The following is a 25,289-nucleotide window of genomic DNA, read 5'->3' on the forward strand; positions in this document are numbered from 1 at the left end:
GAAGGTGCCGGACATGAAGGTGGCACAGCTCAAGGACAACCTGACCTGGGTGGGTCCGAGCGTAAAGGAGATCATGTGGCAGTACAACGAGATCTTCGAACATGGCTGCTATGACGGTATTCAGCTTCCAGACCAGCCGTTCGTCGTCGACGTGGGCGCAAACATCGGCCTCTTCATGCTCTTCATCCGGCAACGTCAGGAATCGGCCGAGATCCTCGCCTTCGAGCCAATGCCCGAACCAGCGAAGGCACTACTCCACAACGTGGAACACTACGGGTGGACGAAGGTCGCGCTGCACCAGTGCGCGCTCGGCCGGGAAGATGAGGAAGACGTTCCGTTCACCTACTATCCACTGCTACCCGGGAACTCGACCAGATATCCCAAACAGAAGGAACTACAGAAACGCGTGCTGTACGACTTTGAGCCGGCTGCCTACATCGACCGCCTGCACAGCGGATACGAGGTACGCACTGATGTTCGCCGACTCTCCTCGTTCCTGCCGGACGACCGCCGCGTCGACCTGTTGAAGATTGACGTCGAGGGAGCCGAGCTCGACATCCTGCTCGGTATCGACCCACCCCACTGGGACCTCATCGACCAGGTCATCATCGAGGTGCAGGATCTCGCGGGGCGTCTCGAGGACATGTGTGACCTGCTCATCCAGCATGGCCTGCGACCAACCGTGATGCAGGCACCGATGATTCCCACTGCGATCGTGACCTATGTCGTCTACGCGAATCGGCCATCAATGTGAACTTCGAAGCACAGCCGGTGAGCGCGGAAGCGGAATTCACAAATCCCGCGTTACCGGTCGCCGAGCGTGTCCGCAGCCTTCTTACCCAGCTGACGCTGGAGGAGAAGCTGGCGATGATGCACCAGTACTCCCCCGGCATACCGCGACTCGGCATTCCGCCGCTCGTCTGGGGAATCGCCGTCCGCAGGGGGGCCGACCCAGTGCCAGGCGCGACCGTCTTCCCGCAGGCGGTCGGCCTCGGAGCCACCTGGAATCCAAACCTGATCACCCGCATTGGCGCCGCTATCGCGGCCGAGATCCGCGCTTACCACCACCAGCGGCCAGAGGTCGGGTTGGCGATCTGGGGTCCGGTCACCAACCTGCTGCGTGATCCTCGCTGGGGCCGTAACGAAGAGGGCTACTCGGAGTGCCCCGTGCTAACGTCCGCGCTGGCCACGGCGATGTGCCGCGGACTGTCCGGACATGCGGATTCGGCCGGGGGGCAACACCGGGCGACCACACCGATTCTCCAGCACTTCCTTGCCTACAATCACGAGAACGGCCGCGGCAGCCGGTCGGCATATCTTCGCCCACGCGTGCTGCACGAGTACGACCTGCGAGCGTTCAAAACACCGATTGTCGACGGTGTCGCGGACGGCGTCATGCTCGCCTACAGCCGCGTCAACGGTGTACCCAACCATCTGAGCCCGCACATCCGCGGTCAGGTCCGCGCCTGGAATCCGGACAGCGTCGTGATGTCCGACGCGTGGGCACCGAGCTTCCTCGCGATGGACGAGAGTCCGTCGTACCAGAGCCGACTCCAGGCGTACGCCGCCGCTGTACGGGCTGGTCTGGATTTGTTCGTCGACCAAGGCGACCGCAGCGACATCATCACCGATAACCTCCGCCAGGGGTTGGCGAACGGCCTGATCTCCGAGGGGATGCTCGACGCCGCAGTGGGCCGGTTACTGCGGATGCGCATGCGGTGGGGCCAGTTCGACGCGCGGGAGAACGACGACGCGGGCTGCGAGTCGCAGGTCGTGGACGCCCAAGCACACCGTCAGCTCGCCGCACGTGCCGCGGCGGAGGCGATCGTCCTGCTCACGAACCGGGACGACCTGCTCCCCCTGGACCCCGCCGCAGCCCGTCGGGTGGTGGTTGTCGGTCAGCTCGCCGCCATGGTGTGTCGCGACTGGTACAGCCCGCAGTTCGACGGCGCCTGGACACCGGTGGCGGCGGTCACCTCACTGCTGGGCCACGACCGCGTCAGTCTGGTTGAGGGTGTCGACGTGATCGCGCTGCGGTGCCAGGACCGCTACATCGCGGCCCCCGCAACGCCCAAGGGGGGTGAGCTGACATGGCAGTCCGCGACGGCCGTCGAGGCCCCCCATGCCTTCGCCGTGTTCGACTGGGGCTCCGATGTGCTGTGCCTGCGCGCGGAGAGCAACGGACGATTCCTGAGAAGCCGATCAAATCGAACAGTGGTCAACGACCGGCTCGCGCCGGAAGGGTGGCAGGTCCGCGAACGGTTCCGGCTCGAGCCACACGGCACCGGTTCCGTACTGCTCGACGTGTCCACCGGCCACTACGTGGCACCGCCGGCCGCTGACGGCGTGCTGCGCGTGGCGGCCGCCACTGCCGACACCGCCGCCGTTCTCCACGTAGAGCTGATCACCGACGGGGCGACCGCAGTCGGTGAGGGGGCTGCCGACGCGGATGCCGTCGTCGCGTTCGTGGGAAATCATCCGTTGATCAACGGTCGTGAGGCGGAGGACCGCACCGAGATCGGGCTGGCGCCGTCCCAGGAGAGGGTCGTCCACGCGGCCGCAGCCGCGAATCCCGCCACCGTCGTGGCGCTGGTCAGCAGCTATCCGCTGGCGGTGGAGGACATCGCCGCCGCGGCGCCGGCCATGCTCTGGAGCAGCCACGCCGGGCCCGAGTTGGGCACCTCGCTGACCGATGCCATCTTCGGGGTTCGAGCGCCGGCCGGACGTCTCCCGCAGACGTGGCCGCGCCGCGTGACCGACCTCGGCGACATGTACGAGTACGACATCATCAAGGGCCGCAAAACATACCTGTACTCGGACGCCGAGCCGCTGTTCTCCTTCGGACACGGGCTGACATACACCCGCTTCTGGTACGACATGAGCCTGCTGCGTCCGATCCTGTGTGTCGAAAACCCGATTGAGGTGTCGGTCGAGGTGGGCAACCCGGGGCCGGTGGACAGCGACGAGGTGCTCCAACTGTACGGAAGGGCACGGCAATCCCGCCATCCGCGTGCACTGCGCCAGTTACTCGCGTTCCGCCGCGTCCACGTGCCGGCGGGCACCGCGCTCTCTGCACAGTTCACCATCCCGCTGCAGGAGCTAGCCATGTGGGACGTCGAACGGCACGAGTTCGTCGTGGAGCCTGGAGACTACGACATCATGCTCGGACGATCGTCGACCGACATCGTGGCGACGCGGCTCCTGACGGTGCGTGCCGACCCCGTCGGGCCGCGTCGTCTGGACCTCGAACCAGTCCGGCTGTCCGACTTCGACGACTACCACGCTTTCTGGCCGGAGGACGACGCCGAAACCGGCTTGACCACCATGATCTGCGCTGACGCCGGTGCCTGGCTGGTGTTCCGCGATGTCGTCGTCCGCGGGCAACGCCTTCGCATGCGGGCCGTCCGTCCGACGACTGGTTGGGCCGCGGTTGAGATCCGGATGAACGGGCCGGAGGGTGACCTCCTGGCCGTCGTTGCGGTCGTTGCGGATGCCGACGACGACGTCATCGATGTTCCGCTGGCCGCAAACGTCAAGCGCGGGGACATCTTCATCGTCTCGACCGGCGCCGTCCGGCTGACGACGGTGCAGATCCGCTGAGGCGTTTTGCTCGCCACCGGTGCGGTGACGGAGACATGGCGAACGCGACGTCGTCGCGGCAGCGTCCGGGTTGAATCAGGCGGCGAGGACGGCGCGGCGACGAGCAGTCCGAATCCGGTGAGGGTGAGAAGGTCGAGCGCCAGTTACGCGGCGGACATCAGCGCAGTCGGATGCTCGCCGACGACGAGGCCGTCCGCCGTCCAGCGCGCGATATCCGCCTCGGCTATGCCGTGGGCCCTGATGAGCTTGCCGACGCTGACGCCGCCCGCGATGTCGTCAAGGCACGACAGAAGCGTGGCGTCGGTGCAGTAGCCGGTGTAGTCGTTGCAGTAGCCGCTACGCAGCCAGGCAGCCCAGGGCGGGATGCGCAGCACGGCGTCGGCGCTCAGCACACCCTGCGTCGCGAAAGTCGGGCCCGAATCGCGCCCGCATCCCAAAATCGCGTCCGCGTATCCTTGCAGCGCAGTGCTGAGCGAATAACGGCCGCGTAGCTGGTCGAGCAGATCCTCACCCACCCGTTCGCGCCGGCCGATAACCTCGGCCAGATGGTCCGCGGCGGCGTCGACGTCGCCCGGATCGACCTTGCGGACAAGCTCCTCCGGAACGGTCGTGCGGTGCGCGGCCACCCGCGAGACGATCGCGGGAACCCCGCAGAGCATCGACTCCACGGGTACGTTACCGAATGCCTCCGGAAAGCTTCCTATGCACAGCGTGGCCGATCCCGTGGAGTAGTAGTGCGGCATCTGGGACCGTGGCACCCAGTCGTGGAAGTGCAGGTTGTGTCGCACGCCGAGCTTGCCGCCTCGTCGTTCGCTGCGGTGTAGGCACGCGTGTGCGGGGACGCCTCGTCTCCGGCGGGCCTGTCGGGCCACACTGGCACGAGCAGTCGGACGCGCGAACATTTCCGCCGACAAACGCTCTCGCAGGGCGGCGATGACCCGGATCGCGTCGTGCAGGCCCTTGCTCTCCTCAAGGCGATGTGGGAACAGAACCGCGATGGCCTCCGGGGCGAGAGCGAGCCGTTCACGCATTGCGCGCAGGCCCGTCCGGTACCGTGTCGTGTCGAACCCAGTATTGACCACGCGGATCGCGTGGTCGGGTAGCGAACGACGCCGACGAAGAGTCTCGCGGATGCAGGCGCCCATGTAGTCGGAGTTCGTCACGAGACGGTCTCCACCGAACGCGATGGTGCCAGCCAGGGTGTGCGGATAGACAAAGTCGTAGACGCCACCGACAAGCGGTCTGTCGGCGCGCACGAAGCCGAAGCGCAGGTTCAGGTCGTGCACATACAACCCGTCGTGGCGCCTCACCTCCTCAGTCAGCAGGTCGACCATGGCGGTCGGCCGAAACGGGGGCGTCGGGTACGGATCACCCGGACCGCTGTTGAAACCGAGGACCGGTCGCACCGCGACGCCGGGAAAGATGTTGAACGCTTCCGGCAGTCCGGTTGCGTGCCGCAATACACCGTCACTCGAACACCGGTTTCGCCGAAATGGCGCAGGACGTCGATCAGCACGGCCTACGAGCCGTCATGTGCAACATCGGGCAGCAGCGGTCGAACCTGAAAAATCAGTAGCCGAAACCCTCGATACGAGCCTGACGCCATGCGAAACGCCCACGCTGTCCATCGGCGCCACTGTATCAGCGACTAAACACCGCGGGACAGCACAATCGCTTCGCCGCCGCGCTCTGGCAGGTCCGCAGATCGCCTATCGTCAGGCAACGGCAACACGGTGTTCCTGTACCGCCCGGTTCGCTCCTGCACGCGGACCGGGGCAAGCCATTTGGTTCCCCAGTGAGGTGAACGATGAAGATTGCGGTGGTCGGGGGCGGGTCGACCTACACACCCGAGTTGGTGGACGGGCTCGCCCGGCTCCGAAGCGTCCTCCCGGTGACCGAGCTGGCCCTCGTCGACACGGCGGCAGACCGGCTCGGCGTCGTCGGCCGGTTCGCGGCACGGATCTTCGCGCAGCATGATCATCCGGGCAAGGTCACCTGGACAACGGTGGCGGATGAGGGCCTGGACGCCGCCGACGTGGTCCTGATCCAGCTCCGTGTTGGAGGACAGCGGGCGCGGATGTCGGACGAGACCTTTCCGATGGAGTGCGGCTGCGTCGGCCAGGAGACGACCGGTGCGGGCGGTTTGGCCATGGCGCTGCGGACCGTGCCCGCGGTGTTGCGGGTCGCGGAGCGCGCCGCGAGGCGGGCTGCGGCCGATGCATGGATCATCGACTTCACCAACCCGGTCGGCATCGTCACCCGGGCACTGCTCGACGCCGGCCACCGGGCTGTCGGACTGTGCAACGTCGCCATCCAGTTACAGCGCCGCTGCGCGAACCTGCTCGGCGTCGCACCGGAGAAGGTGGTCCTCGACCACATCGGGCTGAACCACCTGACCTGGACTCGTGCGGCGTTTGTCAACGACGAGGACCGGTTGCCCGAGCTGCTCTCGGCACACCCGCACGCGCTGGCCGCCGAGGTGGGGCTGCCGGCGGAACTCCTGACGTTCTTCGGCTCGGTTCCCTCGTCCTACCTGCGCTACTTCTACTTTCACGACGCCGTGGTCGAGGCGGAGCGCGGTGCTCCCACCCGCGGCGCCCAAGTCGCCGCCATCGAACAGTCCCTGCTCGAGATCTACGCCGACCCGAGCGTCAGCACCAAGCCGGATCTGCTGGCCCAGCGCGGCGGCGCGTATTACTCCGAGGCGGCTGTGGGTCTGATCGCCGCGCTCAACGGCAACTCACCGGGGCCACACGTGGCCAACGTCCGCAACAACGGCACGGTCCCGCACCTGCCGGACGAGGCCGTCGTCGAGGGCACCTGCGACGTCGACAGCGGGGGACCCCGACTGCGGCGAATCCGGCCACTGCCGCCCGAGATGTCAGGGCTCATCAGCCACGTCGCTGGCTACGAGGAACTGGCGCTGGCCGCGGCGGTCCATGGCGGACGCGACCGCGTCTACCGGGCGCTGCTCGCACACCCGCTCGTGGGCCAGCACGACATCGCCGACGCCCTCACCGACCGCCTGGTAGCCGCCAACGCCGACTACCTCGCGTGGGCGCGATGAGGCTCTACCTCGCGGTCGACGGCGGCGGGTCGAAGACCGACGTGGTCATCGGCGACGAAGCCGGGCGTTTGTTGGCCGTCACGCAGGGCCCGTCCACCTGCCATCAGATGATCGGCCTGCCGGAGGCGCTGCGGCGCCTGCGGAAGCTCGTCTTCTCGGCGCTCGCTCGCTCCGGGCTACCGGATACCACGGTGTTCGACCGGGCCGAGTGCTACCTGTCGGGCGCCGATTTCCCGCCCGAGGTCACGATGTTGACCTCGGCGGTCACCAGCCTCGGTTGGGCGCGCTCGATCCGCGTCGCCAACGACACCTACGCCGTGCTCCGTGCCGGGACGGCGGCACCGAACGCGATCGGCGTCGTCTGTGGCACCGGCATCAACTGCGTGGCGCGCGCGGCGGACGGGCGTACCACCGGATTCTGGTCGGTCGGAGAAATTTCCGGTGACTGGGGCAGCGGGTGGAGCCTGGGCAGTCTGGCGTTGTGGCATGCCATGCGCGAGCACGACGGCCGTGGGCCGTCGACGGTGCTGGGTAGCGCGGTTCCGGCTCACTTCGGTCTGCCGGACATGGACGCGGTGGTCGCCGCGTTTCACTTCGGCCAGATCGCCGGCGAACGGCGTCAGGAGCTGACCCCGCTGATCTTCACACACGCGGCGGACGGGGATGCCGTCTGCGCCTCGCTCGTGGCTCGGCTCGCCGAGGAGATCGTCACGCTGGTGATGGTGGCCGGCCGGCGGCTGAGCATCTTGGACTCGCCGCACACCGTCGCGCTCGGCGGCGGCGTCATACGACCACGTCATCCAATGTTGCTCGATCTCATCCGGAATGGGCTTCCGGCGACAACGACAATGACCGTTGTGCACAGCCCGCCAGTGCTCGGCGCCGCTCTGCACGCCCTCGACTGGTTCGGCGCCCCGCCCGCCGCGCACGAGCGTTTACACGCCGCCCTGGCCGACTGAAGAGATCACTGAAAGACGTCTCGAAGCTCGGTGAAGGTCCTGCCTGGCAACAGGGCTGCCGGTCACCCTGCCGGGCGGTGTGGTGCAGGTCGGCGATACCAGAAGGGCTCTCGGAACCGGGCGGGCATCAGCCCCGGTGAACGAAAAGATCCACTCCGGGCGGGCTGCGGAAATGACCCGCACCCAGGCGTCTTCGACGATCGCCGCACCGAACAGGCGCCGGGGCAACGAGACAACCCTCAGCAGTCGGTCTCCACCGCCGTATCCACCCCGCGCACGCGACCAGCCGCGCCAACGGCTCTTGGCCGAGGTGAAACCGCGGCCCGACACGACCATACACCGACCAGTTCCAGGTGGCACAAGTTGCTCCGGGCACATGTTCGGTGTCGTAATTACTCTCGGCAGTTTTCCTGTCTTCCCCACCATCAGACATCAGCCTGGTACCGCCATACGTTCCGCGCTGGTCACCCCACCAGCTGGGACCTGTTGAAGGTTCGCCCCACACGGCCATGCGGGCGGTCTCGTTGACGAGCGGCGAGCCCTCAGAAATCACTGTGCGTGAACGTTGCGGGCCGCAACCTTCGATGATCGAGAGGTTGGACAACGACAGATGGACGTATATCATCCAAATACGAACGAGTCGCGGCTCGCGATGCGTTCCGCATGTTCAGATCAGCACACACATGGGGGTGCGGATTGACGGCACATGGCCCGCGGCATTTAGTCAGCCTCACTCAATCGGATCGCCGAATGAGCTCGGAGGAATCAAACTATTCGCAGCAGGACGTTTTTTTGGTGCCTGTCGAAGCGCTTCGACGCGGCGAATCTCCTCGCTTAGCGGGAGAGAACGAAGACCACATCGAGTTCTTTACGCAGACGGAGATGCCGCTCCCGCCGATCCTCGTACATCGCCGCACTATGCGCGTCATCGACGGAAATCACCGACTAAGGGCCGCCGAGCGCCGGGGACAGGCCACCATCGCGGTTCGCTTCTTCGAAGGCGACGACGAGCGCGCTTTCATCGAGGCCGTCCGCGCCAACCAGGCACACGGCCTGCCGATGTCGCTGGCCGACCGTGAGGCCGCCGCGACGCGCATCCTGCAGTCCAGCCCTCAGCGATCAGACCGGGCCGTCGCCGCCATCACCGGGCTGGCGCCCGGAACGGTGGCGGCGATCCGTCGCCGCACCGCCGTCGGGGACGCGGACGGGGTTGCCCGGGTCGGCCGGGACGGCAGGGTGCGACCGTTGAACAGCGCAGAGGGCCGGCGGATGGCGAGTGAACAGATCGCCAGGCGGCCCGATGCGACTCTTCGAGAGATCGCGCGGAGCGCCGGAATCTCACTCGCCACCGCCCGAGACGTACGTGAACGCGTGCGTCGCGGCGACGACCCGGTCCCCGCGAAGATGCGGCGCGGCGGCGAGCCTGTCGGGGACGACCGCGCACCCGCCCCGGTCCGCCGCATGCCTAGGGAACCCCAGCCGAGCCAGAGCCCCGCAGCGGCGGGATGCACCTGCGCCGACGGCTGCGCCGAACCGGTCCAGGACCAGACCGGTCTGCTGCGGAGCCTTTCCAGGGACCCGTCGCTGAGGTTCAGCGAATCAGGCCGCATGATGCTGCGCTGGCTCCACGCGCGAGCCGCCGGACCCGCCGGATGGGAAGAGGCGATGAGCGGGTTGCCGCCACACTGCGGGTACCTCGTCGCAAAGGCCGCCCGTAACTGTGGCGCCCAGTGGCTGGAATTCGCCTCGATAGTCGAACGCAAGCTCGGATCGACCGCGTAGTCGGGCGGTGACGCGCGCCCGTTGCGCGAAGGCCCGGCAGTCGACCAGTCCGCACGAGTCGAGAAGACAGGTGAGGTATGACCAGCGTTGAAAGCCGGGCCCAGGCAATCCTGGCGCAGCTCACTCTGGACGAGAAGATCGCCATGTTGTACGGCCAAATGCCCGCGGTGGACCGGCTCGGACTGACCGAGTTCCACACCGGCGGCGAGGCGGTGCACGGCCTGGTGGCGTCCTCACCCACCACCGTGTTTCCGCAGGCGGTGGGCCTCGCCGCGACCTGGAACCCAGACCTGATGGGCGCCATCGGTTCGGTCATCCTGGCGGAACTGGAAGCCCTGCTGCCCGCCGACCCGCCGGATCCGCGGTTGGGCCGCAACCTTTGGGCACCCGTGGTCAATCTGCTCCGCGATCCCCGCTGGGGCCGCAACGAGGAAGGGTACAGCGAAGATCCGCACCTGACGGTCGCGCTGGCTGTCGCGTACTGCCGCAGCCTGCGCGGTGACGCGTCACAGTGGCGGGTCGCACCGACCCTCAAGCATTTCACCGCGAGCAACCACGAGAACGACAAGTTCGGCGAGTCCGTCAGTGTACGGCCGCGGGTGCTGCATGAGTACGACCTGCCGCCGTTCCTGGAGCCGATCCGCGCCGGCGTCGTGGCCTCCGTCATGCCCTCATACAACGTGGTAAATGGTCGACCCAACCACGTCAGCCCGCACCTACGGCTTCTCCGTGAAGAAGACCCGGATGTGGTGATTATCGCGGACGGCCACGCGTCGGCGGACATCGTCAAGAAAAGTCACTTCTACGAGAACTTCACGCTGGGGTTCGCGGGAGCCCTTCGGGCAGGTCTCGACAGCTTCACTGACGACCTGAAAGTCACCATGACCGCCCTCTACGACGCCTTCCGGCTCGGCCTGCTGAGCGAAGAGGACATCGACCCCGCCGTCGGGCGGATACTGCGGATGCGGTTGCGGCTTACCGACGCTTTTCAGACGCCCGCCCCGACCGGGACGAACAGGCTGAACACGCCGGATCACGAGCGCCTGGCGCGGGAGGCGATGCGCCAGTCCATCGTGCTGCTCCAGAACGACGGGCTGCTGCCGCTACACCCCGAGGACGGCCGCACGGTGGCCGTCCTCGGGCCGCTGGCCGACCGGGTCTGTCGTGACTGGTACGGAGGCATCCCCCCCTACCGGGTCACGCCGCTTGATGGCCTCCGGTCTCAGGTAGGTGACTCCCGGGTGGTGTTCGTCTCGGGCCTGGACCGCATCGCCCTGCGGCTGGCGGCAGGCGGCGACTACCTCGCCGTGGCATCCGGCGATGACGCGCTGCGGGTGGCCGCTGGGAAGCTCACTGACGCCGCCTGCTTCGACGTGTTCGACTGGGGCGAGGGCGGCCTCTGTCTACGCTCCGTGGGCAACGGCCGGTTTCTGTCTCTGACCAGCGCAGAGCAACTGCGCTGCGACAAGCTGGAGCCGTACGACTGGAACATCATGGAGACCTTCCGGCTCGTCCGGGACGGGTCCTCCTGGCTGCTGCAGAATCATTTCACCGGGCGCTACGCGGCAATCGGCGATGACGGCCTAGCGGTCGTGGTCCCGGACGCGGATGCGGCGACCAGGCTGGACTTGGAAGTCGTGCACCGGGGCACGGAAATGGCTGCCGAGGCTGCCCGGGCAGCAGACGCCGTGATCGTCCTGGTCGGAACCTATCCGCACATCAACGGCAGAGAAATGAGGGACCGCGACGACCTCAACCTCCCGGCGGCGCAGGAGGAGCTGACACATGCCGTCATCGATGCGAACCCGCACACTGCGGTCGTCCTCGTAACCGGGCACCCGGTTGCCGTGCCGCGGATCGCCGAGCGTGCCCGTGCCCTGCTTTGGTCGTCGCACGGCGGTCAGGAGTTCGGCAACGGCCTGGCGGATGTGCTTTTGGGGGTGTGTAGTCCCGCGGGACGACTGCCCCAGACCTGGCCGCGCGACGTCGAGGACCTTCCCGACATTCGTGACTACGACATCATCAAGAGCCGGCTGACGTACCTCTACTCGGACCGCGACCCGCTGTTCGCCTTCGGCCACGGCCTCACCTATGCCGAGTTCCGCTACCGCGACCTGGCCGTCGAGCCGCCGGTCGCCGCCCCCGGTGGCCGGGTGACCATCACCGGGGTCATCGACAACGTCGGCCCCGCCGACTCCGACGATGTCGTCCAACTCTACGTTCGCGCGCTCGACTCGCCGGTGCCGCGCCCCCGGCGCGAACTGGTTGCCTTCGATCGGATCATGGTGCCCGTCAACGCCAAGCGGCAGGTCGAGTTCTCGCTGGCCGTAGACCGCCTCAGCTTCTGGGACGTCGGTCGCGGCCGGTTCGCGATCGCCCCCGGCCGCTACGAGTTCATGCTCGGCCGAAGCGCGACAGCGATCGAGTGCACTGCGATCCTCACAGTCCAGGCACCCGAGCTGCCACCGCGCGACCTCAGCACGGCGCTCGTGCGCGCGGTCGACTTCGACGACTACGAGGCAGTGCGGATCATCGATGAGACGCCGCGACAAGGCGAGGCGGTGCTCGCCAGCCAGCCGGGCGCCTGGCTACTGTTCCGCGACGCGGACCTCGGCGCAGGCGTAGACCGCGTGGTCGCCAGGCTGGGCGGCGGTGAACCCGGCGCGCGGATCGAGGTTCGGCTCGACCATCCGGTGAACGGTCGCCTGCTCGGCGACGTCGACGTCGTCGAGCCGGACCTGCGCGGATGGGCCACGGTCGAAGCTCCGCTCGCCCCAGCCGAGGGCCGGCACGACCTCTATCTGGTGTTCTCGGCACCTGCGCGGCTGGCATCGTTCGCGCTGCATCGGTCGGCACACGAGTTCGCACCGCAACAGGCCGTTCCCGTCGACCGCTCCTGACCGACCATGCCAGATAGCAGTCAGCCGGTCCCGGCGTGGAAGGTAGCCACCAGGATGATCACGGTCCCACTTCCCCATGAGCCCACGACGTCGGCTGCCGCACGACGCCGGCCACGCCTGGTGCGCCCACGTGCGCTTCTGGTCGACCTCGATGACACCCTCCTCGACGGCGCCCACACCGCTCTGGCGATCGACGGCACCTGCGCCGCGCTCGCGTCGTCATTCGCCCTCGAGAAGACGCAACTGCGCGAGGCGTACTCGGCCGTGTGGACCGTCCTACGACCGGAGGTGGAGCTGCCCTGCTGGCTCGGCCAGATGAATGGCGAGGCAGCGCTCCGGGAGACCTGGCGCCGGGCGCTGCGCCGGGCCGGTCTCGCCGAAGAACGGGCAGCCGAGTTCGCGGTGGAGCGATACCAGGCCATCGCGCGCTCGGCGTACCGTCTGTTTCCGGACGTTCCTGGCTTGTTCGCGACGACAGCTCGGATGCAGATCCCGGTCGTTCTGGTGACGAACGGGCCCTCGGATGTGCAGCGGGACAAGCTCCGCGCCCTGGGTCTCGGGTCGGCGTTCGACGCCGTCGCGATCTCCGGCGAGATCGGCTCCGCCAAGCCCGACCCGGCCCTGTTCGTCGCGGCCCTGCATCGGATCGGCGCCGATCACCGCGAGGTCTGGCACGTGGGTGACGGACTCACCAACGACGTCGGCGGGGCCCGTGCGGCCGGGCTCGTAGCCGTCTGGCTGAACCGCACGGGGCGGCCGACTCCGGTCGACCGTTGTCCCGACGTCGAGGTGACGTCGCTGGCTCAGCTCAGCGCACTGCTGGTCGGCAGTGCTGCGGCGTCGTAGCAGGCCGGGATCGGCCGATCAGGCTGCGTCCAGCAGATGCCGGGCGAGACTTGCCACACCTCCGAGTTCGCGCTCCCGGTGGGTGAAGCCGTCATCACCGTCTCGGACCTGGCGGCCCATCCATCGGGCCACGTGATCGCGGTAGTATCCGAACTCGCGCAACGCCCGGCTGACGTGCTGCAGCATCCCGAAGGCCAGCCGCCCGCGGGACGGGCGGTCACCGCAGTACACGGCATACCGGTCCGCGATGTGGTCGACCTCGGCCGGAGTGAGGTCCAGTTCCACGGCTGCCGCGCCGATGTCCTCGGCGGGATCGCTGCGCCGCAGGACGTTGCCAACCTCCCGATGCAGCTTCAGGAGCCCGCCGTCTGGCCGCCGCACATAATGCCAATGCCCGTTGTTCGGTGCTGCCGCGACCACGGGCACCCACGCCTCGTCGACGGCGGCGATGATTTCGGCCGCGGTCGGGAGGCCGCGAACACCTCGCTCGCGCAGCTCCTCGACGACGGCGCGGATCCGCAGCGCCGCACCTTCCCGCGGCAGATCGGTCCCACCGGGAGCGTGCTGGCCAGCGAACGCTGCCACCGCCGCAACCGCGTCGAGGTCTGCTGTATGGATGCGGCCCGGCCCGGAACGGTCGCGGAACGGCAGCGGGGAGCCGGGCTCCCAGGCGTACAGGAGATATCCGCCGACGATGCCGTAGGGGCGCGGATAGTGTGGCAGTACCGAGAGCCGACGCAGCTCCTCGTCAGCGAAGTAGCCGAATCCGAGCGGCTTGGCCACCAGAGTTGACTCCCCCTCCTCCGACCGTATCCGCAGCAGGTAACGGCGGTGCCGGACCACTCCGTGCACGTAAGGCGCCACGTCTGCCGGCGCCGCGCCGGTTATGGTCGCCGCGTACCGCAGCGCGTAGCCGTAATCCAGCGGCCGGACATCCAGCACGTCGGCCGGCTGCGACCGCCGGGACAGGTGCCGTTCGAAGTAGCCATGCACCGTCTTTGTCGCAGGCGCCTTGTGAGTGGCCTGAGGCCAACGCATGTGGCCTCCACGAACGACGAGGACATTCGGTGCGGCGATGTCGAGTTTCCCGGTTAGTTCAGCCATAGATGAGCAGCGGTAGAGCGACACAAAAATCTCGTGCCGCGGAATGCCCTCGGACGCGAGAAAGTCCAGTACGGATCTGACCGTTCTGCCGGTACCCGCGAGATCGTCGACGACAACGACGCGCCGGCCCCGCAGCCGGTTGGTATCCAGCTTGTGGTCCAGCATGGCCGGCAGCGCGGGTATTCGGGCGCGAAGCGAGGCGTGGACGGGTCGGACGGTGAGGAACTCCGCCGTCGTGTGCTCGGCACGGATGGCGGCCGCCCAGATGGGTCCGAGGTAGCTTCCGCTGGTGCGCAAGCCTATGACGGCTCGGGGCTCCGGCGCAGCCGTGCGGAGCAGGGTCGCGACCTGACGCGCGTACGAGCGCCAGTCAATCGGCTCGGTGCTCAGGCACTCGGGCCAGATGGGCCACGTGTCCAGGTACTCGAAAATGGGCAGCCGCCCGCTTTCCGCCACGTGCCGCCGCCACTGCGTATTCAGATCGTCCACCGTTGGGAGGTCGGTGATCAGACGTCGAACGCCATCCGCCCACGAGGCGTCGACCGCCCGGTCGAACCACAGCGCGCCGGCGGCGTCGACCGACGCAGCGCGCAGGGGCTCACCACATCGCCGCCACCACTCTCCGGCACCTGCCTCACCGAGCACCGCGGCGACGTCTGAGACGGTCTGCTCCAGGCTGCACAGCCGCTCGTATAGCTCGGTCGTGATTTCGGACGTGGTCAGCGCCGCGGCCGCTGCGGCACGCAGGTGCGCGTACCGCGACCAAGACGGGCCACTACCCGCACGGCTGTCCAGACTGGCGTCTGCGGTGAATTGAGGCATCCGGCCAGTTAAGACGGTGCAGCGACAGGCGTCAATTCAACTGTGGTGTTCCGCCAATGAACCTAGATTCGCCCACTGACACGCAACAGGTACTCCTTGCGGTTGAGCGGATTCTTGTCCGAGCGGCGTCGCGTCGGTGCCGGGCCCGCGACGGGGTCGTATCGGTCAAACTGGAGCTCGATTACTCCCTCACCGTGGGTCCGACCGGGAAGCTGGATCTGCACGCCGGTCACCTCCGCGGCAGGGATACTGCCGCGCACGGAGACCCACGTGTCGGACATCAGCGGCGCTTCGGGCATCGCGCGATGCTGAGCGAGCAGGCGCAGCACAGCCGAGAATGTGTCCGCGGGCGCTTCGACGTGGAACCGGTGGATGGGCTCACACACCACCGTGCCGGCCCGTCGCAGCGCGTCCATCAATACGAGCGGTGTGAGTTTGCGAAAATCTGAAGCAGACGTGCCCGGAGCCGTGTAGGCACAGTCATCCATGGTCACGATGCAGTCGGTGACCTGCCAGCCGGCGAGTCCCTGTTGCAGGGTTTCCGCGACATACCGGGCCATCGCCTCCCGGAACGCGTCAACCGTCTTGTAGACGAAGAGTGGGATCGCCGAAACATCGACCGCGAGGCGGAAATCTATCCCGCTGCCCACCGCTCCCGGCGCGACCGTGATGCCGACGGTGGCCGGGAACGGGTTGTCGGCACCACCGAGCCGCTCCACCGCACTGCCGCTGCCCGTTGGCCGCTCGACGCAGATGGTCGTCGTCTCACGGAACTCGATGCGCAGCCCGAAATCGGCGGCGAGCGTCTGCTCGATGACCTCCTTCTGCACCTCGCCGTAGAGCGAGAGGAACAGCTCCTGCCGTGAGTCGTCCTGACGGAGGTTGATAAACGGATCCTGCTCGGCGAGCTGGGTGAGCGCGGCGTGCAGCGCGGCTTTCTGGGCCGGATCACACGGTGCCACGGCGGTGTCCAGAGTTGGTGGGGCGAACAGATCAACCGTCGGCCGGCTCAGGGTGGTGCCGACGGGGTCGCCGACCCTGGCGCCCGTCAATCCGGAGAGCTTCGCGATCTGACCCGCCACGACGGAGCTACTGTCTACGGCGCCGCCGGGCTGGAAGGTCTTGACAGAGGTCACACTCGCCTCGTTGCCGGCCCCGAAGGGCAGCCGTTGGCGGCGGTGCACAGCCCCGGAGAACATCCGCACGTACGCGACCTTGTCGCCCTGTCGCTCCCGCTCGACCTTGAAGACAAGCCCCGAGGCCGGCTCACCGCTGTCGGCCCGTACGGCGGGAAGGAGTTCCGGCAGTGCCGCCATCAGCGGACCGACGCCGGTGCCGGTGATGGCAGAGCCGAAAAACACCGGAAAGACTCGACCGCGCCTGGTCTGTGCGGCGAGGTTGGCGTACAGGGCGCCCGGCGTCATGGGACCAGGACGTTCGTCCACGACCGCTTCGAGAAGAGACTCGTCGTGGTCGGACAGTGTGTCGACAAGGAAATCGACGAAGCGCTCGTCGGCACGGTCGAACGGAACGAATGACGCGTCCCTTGTCCCGGCGGCGTGGGTCACGCCCATGGGCACCACGGCCGGCGTAAGCCGTTGGCGGATCTTGTTCAGGACCAGATCAGGATCGGCACCCGCGCGGTCGATCTTGTTGACGAAGATGAGGGTGGGGATCGCGAGCCGGCGCAGCGCGCGCATGAGAACGATTGTCTGGCTCTGAACGCCCTCGACGGCGGAAACGACGAGTACCGCTCCGTCGAGGACGGCAAGCGATCGGTTCACCTCGGCGATGAAGTCGGGGTGGCCCGGGGTGTCGATCAAGTTGACGGTCACGTCCTTGACGGAGAACGCCACGACGGCCGCCCGGATGGTGATGCCACGCTGGCGCTCCAGCGCCAACGAGTCCGTTTGCGTGGTGCCCTCGTCCACGCTGCCGACCTTCTCGAGCACGCCGGCCTCATGAAGGAGCGCCTCGCTGAGGCTGGTCTTTCCGGCGTCGACGTGCGCGAGAATTCCGAGGCTCTGGCTTTTCACGAGCTGCGCGTGGTCACGCGGCACCCCGCCACCAAAGACTCACCACGGCAAGGCCCAGCTTCTCGTCCCGGTCGCATCCCTACCATCTTTGACGATCCCATACCGTCAGGCAAGCGATTTCGACTTGCTCGCCATATCAGCAGATCGACGGCGCCGCAACTTCTGCCGCACGTCACCAAGGCGTTCACGTCACGCCTCGGGCCGGGGGCGGTCCACACCTTGCGCAACTGCGCACCTTGCACAGTCGAACAACCACCGATCGCCTCCAGCGGCCCGGCGGCATGTGGAAGCACGACGGAAGTCCATCGGCGTCCATCTACGAAGAACGGTGGTAGCCTCTGGCGACAGACGAGGTGGGGCACCTGACGGTTTGCACCTCCGGATATGTCGCGCACCCACATCTACTACCGCTCGGCGGTCGTCAGCCTGGCGTCATAGGCGACGGGGATGTCGAAGCATTCTTGCGGTGAACATCGCGGTCCATGGGGAGGATCAATTGAGTAGTTCACCGAAGGTCCGGTGCATCCTCGTAGGCATCGGCCGGCGGGCGTTGGAGGATTACGTCCCAGCGCTGGTCGACCTCTCGGAGAACATCGAGTTCGTAGCCGCCTGCGACGTCGATCCTATGGCGCAGGGACGGCTCGCCGAGGAGTTGGGCAAGCGTGGCCGCGCGTGCCCGCCCTTCTTCACCGACCGGACAGCGGCGCTGGACGCGTCACACCCCGACCTGGCGGTGGTCGCCACACCGCACCACACCCATTTCGAGGTCACCAAGGATCTGGTCCTACGCGGAATCCCGGTGTTGAAAGAAAAACCCTTCGCCATCTCGTTGGCTGAGGCGCACGAACTCGCCCATCTGATCTGGCAGCGCGACGGCCACGTGCGCATCTGCGTGCAGAGACGCTATCATCCGCTCTATCTCCACGCCAAGCAGGCGTTGGCAGAGCTCGGCCAGATAAGGCACTTCGATGCGTCATACCAACTGAACGCCGACGCCTACCAAGATGGCTGGCGAGCGAGCCCGGAAACGGCGGGCGGCGGTGCCATCATCGACATGGGTTATCACATCGTCGATCTCCTGCATTGGTTCTTCGGAGTTCCTTCCGTCGTATACGCGACCACCGCACCCAAGCTCATACCGACGGCAGGTTACACAATCGAAGAAACCGTCCTTGCGAACCTGACGTACGACACCGGAACGACAGGGACCTTCCGCCTCTCGCTGTGCGAGGCCGCCAAGGAGGAGGCCATCCGGGTCTACGGCACCAAGGGCCACATCACGCTGAGGCGAGACCTCTTCGAACGCTTCGACAGGTCGAACAACCGGGTTGAGCACCTCACCGGTGACCGCGGCTGGGCATCCGCGGCGGATGTCCTAGTCGACACGGTCGCGCGTCTGCAAGACCGAGCCGTGGTGGCGCAGGAGCTCGCCGCCGCCGTGGACATCACCGCCACCATCGAGTCGCTCTACCACTCGATCGCCCAGCAAGCCCCCGTCAAACCGATGTGCCAGGAGATGTGCAGTGTCTGCTACAACGCTCGCCTTGGATGGCGGGATTCCGGTTCTCGGCCAGCCGACGGCGTATCCCTGGCCCAAGCTACGACCGGACTGGTGTGAGGCTGTCAACCAGCAGTTGGCCAGCGGTCGACTGTCGATCTACGACCGATCCGGCGTGGTCGCCGAGTTCGAGGATGCCTGGTCGGAGGGGCACTCGCTGCCGTACTCCCTGGTGACGAACTCCGGCACCGCCGCGCTGCACTCCGCGTTCTACGGCATCGGGCTAGGCCCGGGCGACGAGGTGCTGTGTCCGACGTATACCTTCTTCGCCACCGCCGCTTCCCTGTTCCAGCTCGGCGCCCTCCCAGTGCTCGTGGACTGCCGGCCCGACGGAGCCTTCGACACCAACCACGCGGCCGCGCTGGTCACTGAGCGGACCAAGGCGATCGTCGTCACCCACATGTGGGGTCTGCCGTGCGAGATGGACGACGTCGTGTCGTTCGCGTCCCGGCACGGCCTCGACCTGATCGAGGACTGCTCGCACGCGCACGGTGCCACCTACGCCGGTCGTCGGGTCGGCACCTTCGGCGCGGCGGGGGCGTGGAGCCTGCAAACCCAGAAGCTCATCGCGGCAGGTGAGGGCGGCGTCCTCGCCACCGACCGGCGGGATGTGTACGACCGGGCGCAACTACTCGGCCACTTCAACAAGCGTGCCATGAAGGAGATGGACCCCGAGGGGCCGCTGTACCCGTACGCGGTCACCGGCCACGGCCTGAAGTACCGCGCGCACCCACTCGGCATCGCTTTCGCCCTGCCGCAGGTCGCGGAGCTGACGGACTGGATCGACGCCAAGCAACGCTACGCGCGGCGGCTGGCCGAACTGTTCCACCGCATCGACGGTGTCACCGCGGTCACTCTGTCTCGCGACGGCCGGGTGTCGGCGCACTACGCGCTGCTGTTCGAGGTGGATCCGAAGGTCCTGCCGGGCGGGCGGGACTGGCTGGTGGCCGCCTGCAACGCCGAGGGCCTCGAGGACATGGACGTGCCGAAGGCCACCTCGCCGCTGCACACCCTGCACCTGTTCCAGGCGCCGACCTCGCCCGTGACGTCCTACGACCGGCCGTGTGTGCGGGCCGCGTACCCGGTCGCGGAGCACCTGGCCGCCCACACGTTCAAGATCTCGGTGCCCTGCGCGCCGCGGGCCTTCGAGGACGAGGACGACCGATACGTGGAGGCGGTCGGTAAGGTCACCGACAAAATCGCCGGATACCTCGCGGAACGCCGAGCCCAGCAGGCCAGCGCAAGGCTGGCGCCGGTCGGACGGGGTGTCGAGTGATCGGCACGTCGACGCACGTCGGTTCCGAACAGAACACGGAGGCCCGGGGCATTGGTCCCGCGTTGCCGGCCGCCACCGCGCCCGTCCACCGGCAGGTGTGGGCCGTTGCGGATCGAGAACCGGCCTCGGTCGCCGTGCAGGACGGCGACGGAGAACTCACCTACGGTGATCTTCGGCCCGGTGCCCGCCGGCTGGCCGCCCAGCTGACCAACCTCGGATGCCATCCCGGCGGGCGGGTGGCGGTCGTCTGCGAACCCTCCATCGCCATGGTCGTGGCGTTGCTCGGGGTCCTGGAGGCCGACGCCGCATACGTTCCGGTCGACCTGTCGCTTCCCAACGCGCGTATCCAGGCGATCCTGTCAGACGCAAGCGTGTCCGCCGTGGTCGCCGACGGCCGCGGGCGGGAGGTGCTTGGCAGCGCGTTGCCGTGGCATGCCGCCACCGAGGACCTCGCCGTCGCCACACTGCACGCCGAAGGCGCACCGGCGACAGCCGCGACGGGCGACGCAGCGTATGTCATCTACACCTCGGGCACCACCGGTGAGCCCAAGGGGGTCGTGGTCGGCCACGCCCAACTAACCGCGTCCACCACAGCTCGCGAGCTGATCTATCCCGGCACGTCGACGTTCCTGCTGGTCTCCCCGCTGGCTTTCGACTCGTCGGTCGCCGGTATCTGGGGGACGCTGACGGCGGGTGGCCGCCTCATCGTCGCGTCCGCCGAGCAGACGCGCGACGTCGAGCAACTGGTGGGCCTGATCGCCCAGCACGGCGTCACCCGAACGCTGTGCATTCCTTCGCTCTACGGACAGATCCTGGACCTTGTCGAGAGTGACCCGGCCGGCCCGCTGTCGACCCTGGACACCGTCATCGTGGCCGGTGAGCCACTACCAGAGCGGGTTCTGCGGCGCCACTTCGCCATCCACCGCGCCGGTGTGGCGCTCGTCAACGAGTACGGCCCCACCGAGGCAACCGTCTTCGCGACCTACCGGCGGTACCTCTCGCCGGGCCCGGTCACGATCGGCCACCCCATTCCGGGCGCCCGCCTCTATGTACTCGACGAACAGGGACGACCCGCCGAACCCGGCGTAGAGGGTGAGTTGTACATCGGCGGGGCGGGCGTCGCGGACGGTTACCTGGGCCGGCCGGAAGCCACGGCACGGGCCTTCCTGCCCGACCCGTTCGCACCGCAGGCCGGCGCCCGAATGTTTCGCACCGGCGACATGGTCCGCTGGACCGCGGACGGCGAGCTGTGCTTCGTCGGCCGCCGCGACCACCAGGTGAAGATCCGCGGCCACCGGGTAGAACTGGGTGCTGTCGAGGCCGAGCTGCGCCGTGTGCCGCGCGTCAAGGACGCTGTCGTGCTGCCCAATCCCGCGGCCACACAGTTGACGGCATTCGTGACCACCGCGGAGCCGACCTCGAAGACCGCGCTACGGCAGCATCTCGCCGAGCGTCTCCCGCCCGTCATGGTGCCGGCCACCTTCCACACGGTGCCCCAGTTCCCGCTCACCCCCAACGGCAAGGTGGACCGCGACCGGCTCGCGGAGACGCTCCGGTCCGCCGGTGCGGGGCCAGCCGACGACCACCTGGCCCAGGTCGGCCCCACGGCAAAGGACGGAACGGTCGCGCGGGTGAGCGCGGCCTGGGCACAGGTGTTGAAAATCGACAACGTTCCGGCGGATGTGAATTTCTTCGACCTTGGCGGACACTCGCTGGCGATGTTCCAGCTACAAGATGCGCTGGAACACCACACTGGCACACGCCCATCCATCGTGGCCTTGTTTCGCCACACCACCGTCGCCGAGCAGGCCTCCTACATCGACGGGGGCTCTCCGGGCCCGGCCGGCACCGCGACCACGCAGGAGCGCGCCCGGGCCGCACGAACCGCGCGGATACAGCGGGCCAAAGGAGGCCGCAGCGGATGAATGATCCGGAGATCTGGTTCCAACGATGGGCGTCGGGCCTGACGCCGACCTACCGCCTCGTGTGCTTCCCACATGCGGGTGGGTCGGCGACTTTCTATCGCGGCTGGGCCGCTCATCTGCCAGGCGCCGAGGTGCTCGCGGTCCGGTATCCGGGACGGGCCGAACGGATCGAGGAGCCGCCGCCGGCTGACCTGAAGCGGCTGGCACGCGACATCGCGGAGGCGCTCGCACCGTGGACGGACCTGCCCATCGCGCTGTTCGGCCACAGCATGGGTGCCGCGGTGGCCCTGGAGACGGCACGCGCCCTCGAAGCCGCGGGAACCACGATCCGGCACTTGTTCGCATCCGGTTCGCGCGACGCACCGCTGCCGGATCCAGCCGATCCGGCGGACAGCGGAGACACCGACGAGCGCGCGACCATCGAGCAACTCGCCAGCATCGGTGGCACCAGCCGCGAGATGCTGGAGGATCCCATGTTTCGCGAACTGGTGCTGCCCTACGTCATCGCCGACAGCCGGATGTTCCACGCCTACCGGATGTCCACCGACCCGATCCTGCACTCTCCGGTGACGGTGCTGACCGGTGACCGGGACGACCATGCGGACCTGCGACCGTGGGGCACCCTGACGGTGGCGCCGGTGGCGCGTCACATGGTCCCCGGCGACCACTTCTACCTCGTCGACGAGCCGCCGTACGACGTGCTGAACGCCGTACGGCCGGCGCTCGTCGGCAGGCAACCCTCCGGATCCGATTCCCCTGAAAGCCGGTACGCATCGTGAGCGCTACGACGAAGCGGCAGCGCGACCGTCGCCACCTGTGGCACATCTGGTCGCCGCTAGCCGCCGATCTCACCCGCACCATGCTGGTCAAGGGCACCGGCGCATATGTCACGGATGTCGACGGCCACGAGTTCCTCGACGCATCCTCACTGAATCTCACCTGCGGATACGCGGCGCCCGACATCACGCGCGCGATCAGCGCGCAGGCATCCCGCCTGCACGGCTACGACCTGTCCGTGGCGACGCACGATCTCGCCGGCGCCGTGGCCGAGGGCGTGGCGAAGCTGATGCCCACCGCGCTGTCCCGGACCCTGCTGACCAACAGCGGCACGGAGGCGTGCGAGGCGGCGCTGCTCATCGCCGCCATGTACGCGCAGAACGTGGGCCAGCCACGGACGCGGGTGATCACGTTCTCGGCTGGCTACCACGGCTCCACCGTTGTCTCCAGGAGTCTGTCGGGCCTACCGCACCTCGCGCACCCGTTCGACAGCCCTCTGCCGGTCAGCCGGGTCGACCTACCGCTCGCGCCCCGGCACATGCGAGTTCCGGAGGCGTTGGAGCCGTTGCTGTCCGCTTTCCGGGCTGCGCTGGCGGACGACCCGGATCTGCCACCACTCGCGGTGCTAGTCGAGCCGCTGCTCAACGTCGGCGGCGGAGTGGTACTGCCCGCCACGTTCCTCACCGAGTTGCGGCGTCTGTGCGACGACCACGGCGCCTTGCTCATCCTCGACGAGGTATCCACCGGGTACGGCCGTACCGGGCGCATGTTCGGCTTCGAGCACGACAGCGTGCTACCTGACATCGTCGTGTCCAGCAAAGGGCTCGCCGCCGGTTACGCGCCCATCGCCGCGGTCAGCGTGCGGGAATCGATCTACGCGACCTTCGATCGTGATCCGTTCATGGGCGGGCTGCGCTTCGGACAGACCACGTCGGGCCACGCGATCGCCTGTGCCGCGGCACTCGCCACCCTCGAGCTCATCGAGCGAGAAAAACTCGTCGAGCGCGCCGCGCATCTCGGTGAGAGCCTCCTGGCGTCAGTCCGTGGGCTGGTCGGCACCGGACGCGTCACCGACGTACGGGGACTGGGACTTTTCGTGTCGCTGGAGTTCGAGGACCAGAACGCGGCGACGAACGCCGTCGCCGCCGCCGCGGAGCACGGTTTGCTGCTGCGCCGCCAGGGTGCGGTGGTCATGGCCGTCCCGCCGCTCACACTGCGGGACGCGGACGCAACGGCGCTTCTCGAACGCCTGCGGCGTGCGGTGGAGCAGGCCGCATGAGCCCGACACCGGCCACCGATCGGGCGGCGGATCCGACGGCGGCCCGGTCGTCGGCGCGGGTCCTGGAGGCGATCAACCGCAAGCGCAGGGGCGCCTCCCTGACCGACGAGGAAATCGAAGGCGTCGTCACCGACTACGTCGCCGGACGCATCCCCAGCTACCAGATGTCCGCCTGGCTGGCCACCGTCGCCTGCCGCACCATGGCCACATCCGAGCTGACCGCCCTGACCCGCGCCTACATCCGCGACGGCCGGCGGCTGGATCTCACCGGTATCGGCGCACCCGTCGTGGACAAGCACAGCACCGGCGGCGTCGGCGACACCACCACCCTCATCGTGGTTCCGGTCGTGGCCGCCTGCGGCGTGCCGGTGGCGAAGATGACCGGACGGGCGCTCGGCTTCGCCGGCGGCACGCTGGACAAGCTCAGTTCGATACCGGGCCTACGCCTGCATCTCGATACCGACGAACTGGTGCCGATGATTCGCAAGGTGGGCATGGTCATCACCGGGCAGAGCGCCGACCTCACCCCGGGAGACGGTGCGACGTACGCCCTGCGGGATGTCACCGGCACTGTCGAGAGCATTCCGTTGATCGCCGCCAGCATCATCAGCAAGAAGATCGCCGTCCGCGCGGACGGCCTCGTGCTGGACATCAAGACCGGTGCCGGCGCGCTGATTCCCGACCGGCCCGACGCGGTGCTGCTCACCCAGACGATGATGGCTCTCGCCGCATCCTTCGGGTTGCCCAGCCGTGCGGTGCTCAGCGACATGAGCCAGCCCCTGGGTCCCGCCGTCGGCAACGCGCTGGAGATCAGGCAGGCGCTCGATGTCCTCGGTGGCCAGCGCAGCCCCGGCCTCTGGGATTTGTGCGCGGCAATCAGCCGGCTCATGCTCCAGAGCGTCGACCCCGGGCTGTCCGACACGGCCGCTGACGCGATGGTCGAACGCGTGGTGGACGACGGCTCTGCCCGGGAGATGTTCGTACGTTGGGCCGTGGCGCAGGGTGCCGACGCCACGGTACTCGCCGACCCGGCCCGGCTCCCGACAGCGCGCCGTCGACATCTGGTCACCGCGACCGAGTCCGGTGTCGTCCTCGGAATCGAACCGCGGGCGGTCGGGCGCGCCACGTTGCTCGTCGGGGCCGGACGGCTCACTCACGACGCGGCGCTGGACTACGGCGCCGGCGTGGTACTGCACCACCGGGTCGGTGACCGCGTCGGCCGCGGCGACGTGCTCGCGGAACTGCACTACGACAGCGGTGACGCCGACGGCGCGCGGGCCCTTCTGGCGGAGGCGTTCGTCGTCGGGGACGGTGACTGCGCCGTACCGCCCGCGGTGCATCAGATCTTCTGAGCGGAA

General features: G+C 67.9%; 16 protein-coding genes. 13 read left to right on the forward strand and 3 right to left on the reverse strand.

The genetic code is table 11. The annotated features are described in order from the left end of the window. The first annotated feature begins 13 nt into the window (after positions 1–13). Together E1182_RS01370 and E1182_RS01375 are read left to right on the forward strand one after the other, a co-directional pair. Positions 14–754, forward strand: a complete 741-nt coding sequence (locus E1182_RS01370) for an FkbM family methyltransferase (protein ID WP_132260766.1) — start codon at positions 14–16, stop codon at positions 752–754. Between the two features lie 17 nt (positions 755–771). Beyond that, complete coding sequence (locus tag E1182_RS01375) at positions 772–3,600, forward strand: glycoside hydrolase family 3 C-terminal domain-containing protein (RefSeq protein ID WP_132260767.1); 2,829 nt, start codon at positions 772–774, stop codon at positions 3,598–3,600. Between the two features lie 143 nt (positions 3,601–3,743). Here E1182_RS01375 and E1182_RS01380 read toward each other — a convergent pair whose 3' ends face one another. Beyond that, positions 3,744–4,934 (reverse strand): glycosyltransferase family 4 protein, encoded by a 1,191-nt coding sequence (locus tag E1182_RS01380; protein WP_132260768.1) that lies wholly within the window; start codon positions 4,932–4,934, stop codon positions 3,744–3,746. A 473-nt stretch (positions 4,935–5,407) separates the two neighbouring features. On the opposite strand from E1182_RS01380, the gene E1182_RS01385 reads away from it, so the two are divergent. The 5 genes from E1182_RS01385 (at position 5,408) to E1182_RS01405 (ending at position 13,154) form a co-directional block, all read left to right on the forward strand. Further along, a complete protein-coding gene (locus tag E1182_RS01385; RefSeq protein WP_132260769.1) occupies positions 5,408–6,667 on the forward strand; it encodes a 6-phospho-beta-glucosidase in 1,260 nt (419 codons plus the stop codon). Then, complete coding sequence (locus E1182_RS01390) at positions 6,664–7,626, forward strand: N-acetylglucosamine kinase (protein ID WP_132260770.1); 963 nt, start codon at positions 6,664–6,666, stop codon at positions 7,624–7,626. The genes E1182_RS01385 and E1182_RS01390 overlap by 4 nt, the downstream gene beginning before the upstream one ends. 750 nt (positions 7,627–8,376) lie before the next feature. Continuing rightward, the gene (locus E1182_RS01395) at positions 8,377–9,408 is read left to right on the forward strand and encodes a ParB N-terminal domain-containing protein (protein WP_132260771.1); all 1,032 of its coding nucleotides are present in this window, start codon (positions 8,377–8,379) and stop codon (positions 9,406–9,408) included. A gap of 77 nt (positions 9,409–9,485) precedes the next feature. After that, positions 9,486–12,308, forward strand: a complete 2,823-nt coding sequence (locus E1182_RS01400; protein ID WP_132260772.1) for a glycoside hydrolase family 3 C-terminal domain-containing protein — start codon at positions 9,486–9,488, stop codon at positions 12,306–12,308. 120 nt (positions 12,309–12,428) lie between these two features. Then, a complete protein-coding gene (locus E1182_RS01405; protein WP_165942465.1) occupies positions 12,429–13,154 on the forward strand; it encodes an HAD family hydrolase in 726 nt (241 codons plus the stop codon). 18 nt (positions 13,155–13,172) lie between these two features. Here E1182_RS01405 and E1182_RS01410 read toward each other — a convergent pair whose 3' ends face one another. After that, positions 13,173–15,080, reverse strand: coding sequence for a phosphoribosyltransferase family protein (locus tag E1182_RS01410; RefSeq protein WP_132260774.1), 1,908 nt, complete (start codon positions 15,078–15,080; stop codon positions 13,173–13,175). Positions 15,081–15,142: 62 nt separating this feature from the next. After that, positions 15,143–17,140 carry a translation factor GTPase family protein gene (locus E1182_RS01415; RefSeq protein ID WP_243705967.1) on the reverse strand — a complete coding sequence of 666 codons (1,998 nt, stop codon included), beginning with the start codon at positions 17,138–17,140 and terminating at the stop codon, positions 15,143–15,145. 442 nt (positions 17,141–17,582) lie between these two features. On the opposite strand from E1182_RS01415, the gene E1182_RS01420 reads away from it, so the two are divergent. Genes E1182_RS01420 through E1182_RS01445 form a run of 6 tightly spaced genes read left to right on the forward strand, consistent with a single transcriptional unit; the run spans position 17,583 to position 25,283 of the window. Further along, positions 17,583–18,734, forward strand: a complete 1,152-nt coding sequence (locus E1182_RS01420; protein ID WP_132260775.1) for a Gfo/Idh/MocA family protein — start codon at positions 17,583–17,585, stop codon at positions 18,732–18,734. Positions 18,735–18,750: 16 nt separating this feature from the next. Then, complete coding sequence (locus E1182_RS01425) at positions 18,751–19,950, forward strand: DegT/DnrJ/EryC1/StrS family aminotransferase (protein ID WP_207921212.1); 1,200 nt, start codon at positions 18,751–18,753, stop codon at positions 19,948–19,950. Continuing rightward, entirely contained in the window at positions 19,947–21,875 is a 1,929-nt protein-coding gene (locus tag E1182_RS01430; protein WP_207921213.1) for a non-ribosomal peptide synthetase, read from the forward strand. Before E1182_RS01425 ends, E1182_RS01430 begins: the two co-directional genes overlap by 4 nt. Next, positions 21,872–22,654: a thioesterase II family protein gene (locus E1182_RS01435; RefSeq protein ID WP_132260777.1), complete on the forward strand. Its 783-nt coding sequence runs from the start codon at positions 21,872–21,874 to the stop codon at positions 22,652–22,654. Before E1182_RS01430 ends, E1182_RS01435 begins: the two co-directional genes overlap by 4 nt. After that, the gene (locus E1182_RS01440; RefSeq protein ID WP_207921214.1) at positions 22,651–23,931 is read left to right on the forward strand and encodes an aspartate aminotransferase family protein; all 1,281 of its coding nucleotides are present in this window, start codon (positions 22,651–22,653) and stop codon (positions 23,929–23,931) included. The genes E1182_RS01435 and E1182_RS01440 overlap by 4 nt, the downstream gene beginning before the upstream one ends. Further along, positions 23,928–25,283 carry a thymidine phosphorylase gene (locus tag E1182_RS01445; RefSeq protein WP_132260778.1) on the forward strand — a complete coding sequence of 452 codons (1,356 nt, stop codon included), beginning with the start codon at positions 23,928–23,930 and terminating at the stop codon, positions 25,281–25,283. Before E1182_RS01440 ends, E1182_RS01445 begins: the two co-directional genes overlap by 4 nt. Positions 25,284–25,289: the final 6 nt, after the last annotated feature.

The organism is Micromonospora sp. KC721, from assembly GCF_004348355.1.
In the GTDB taxonomy this organism is placed as follows: Bacteria; Actinomycetota; Actinomycetes; order Mycobacteriales; family Micromonosporaceae; genus Micromonospora.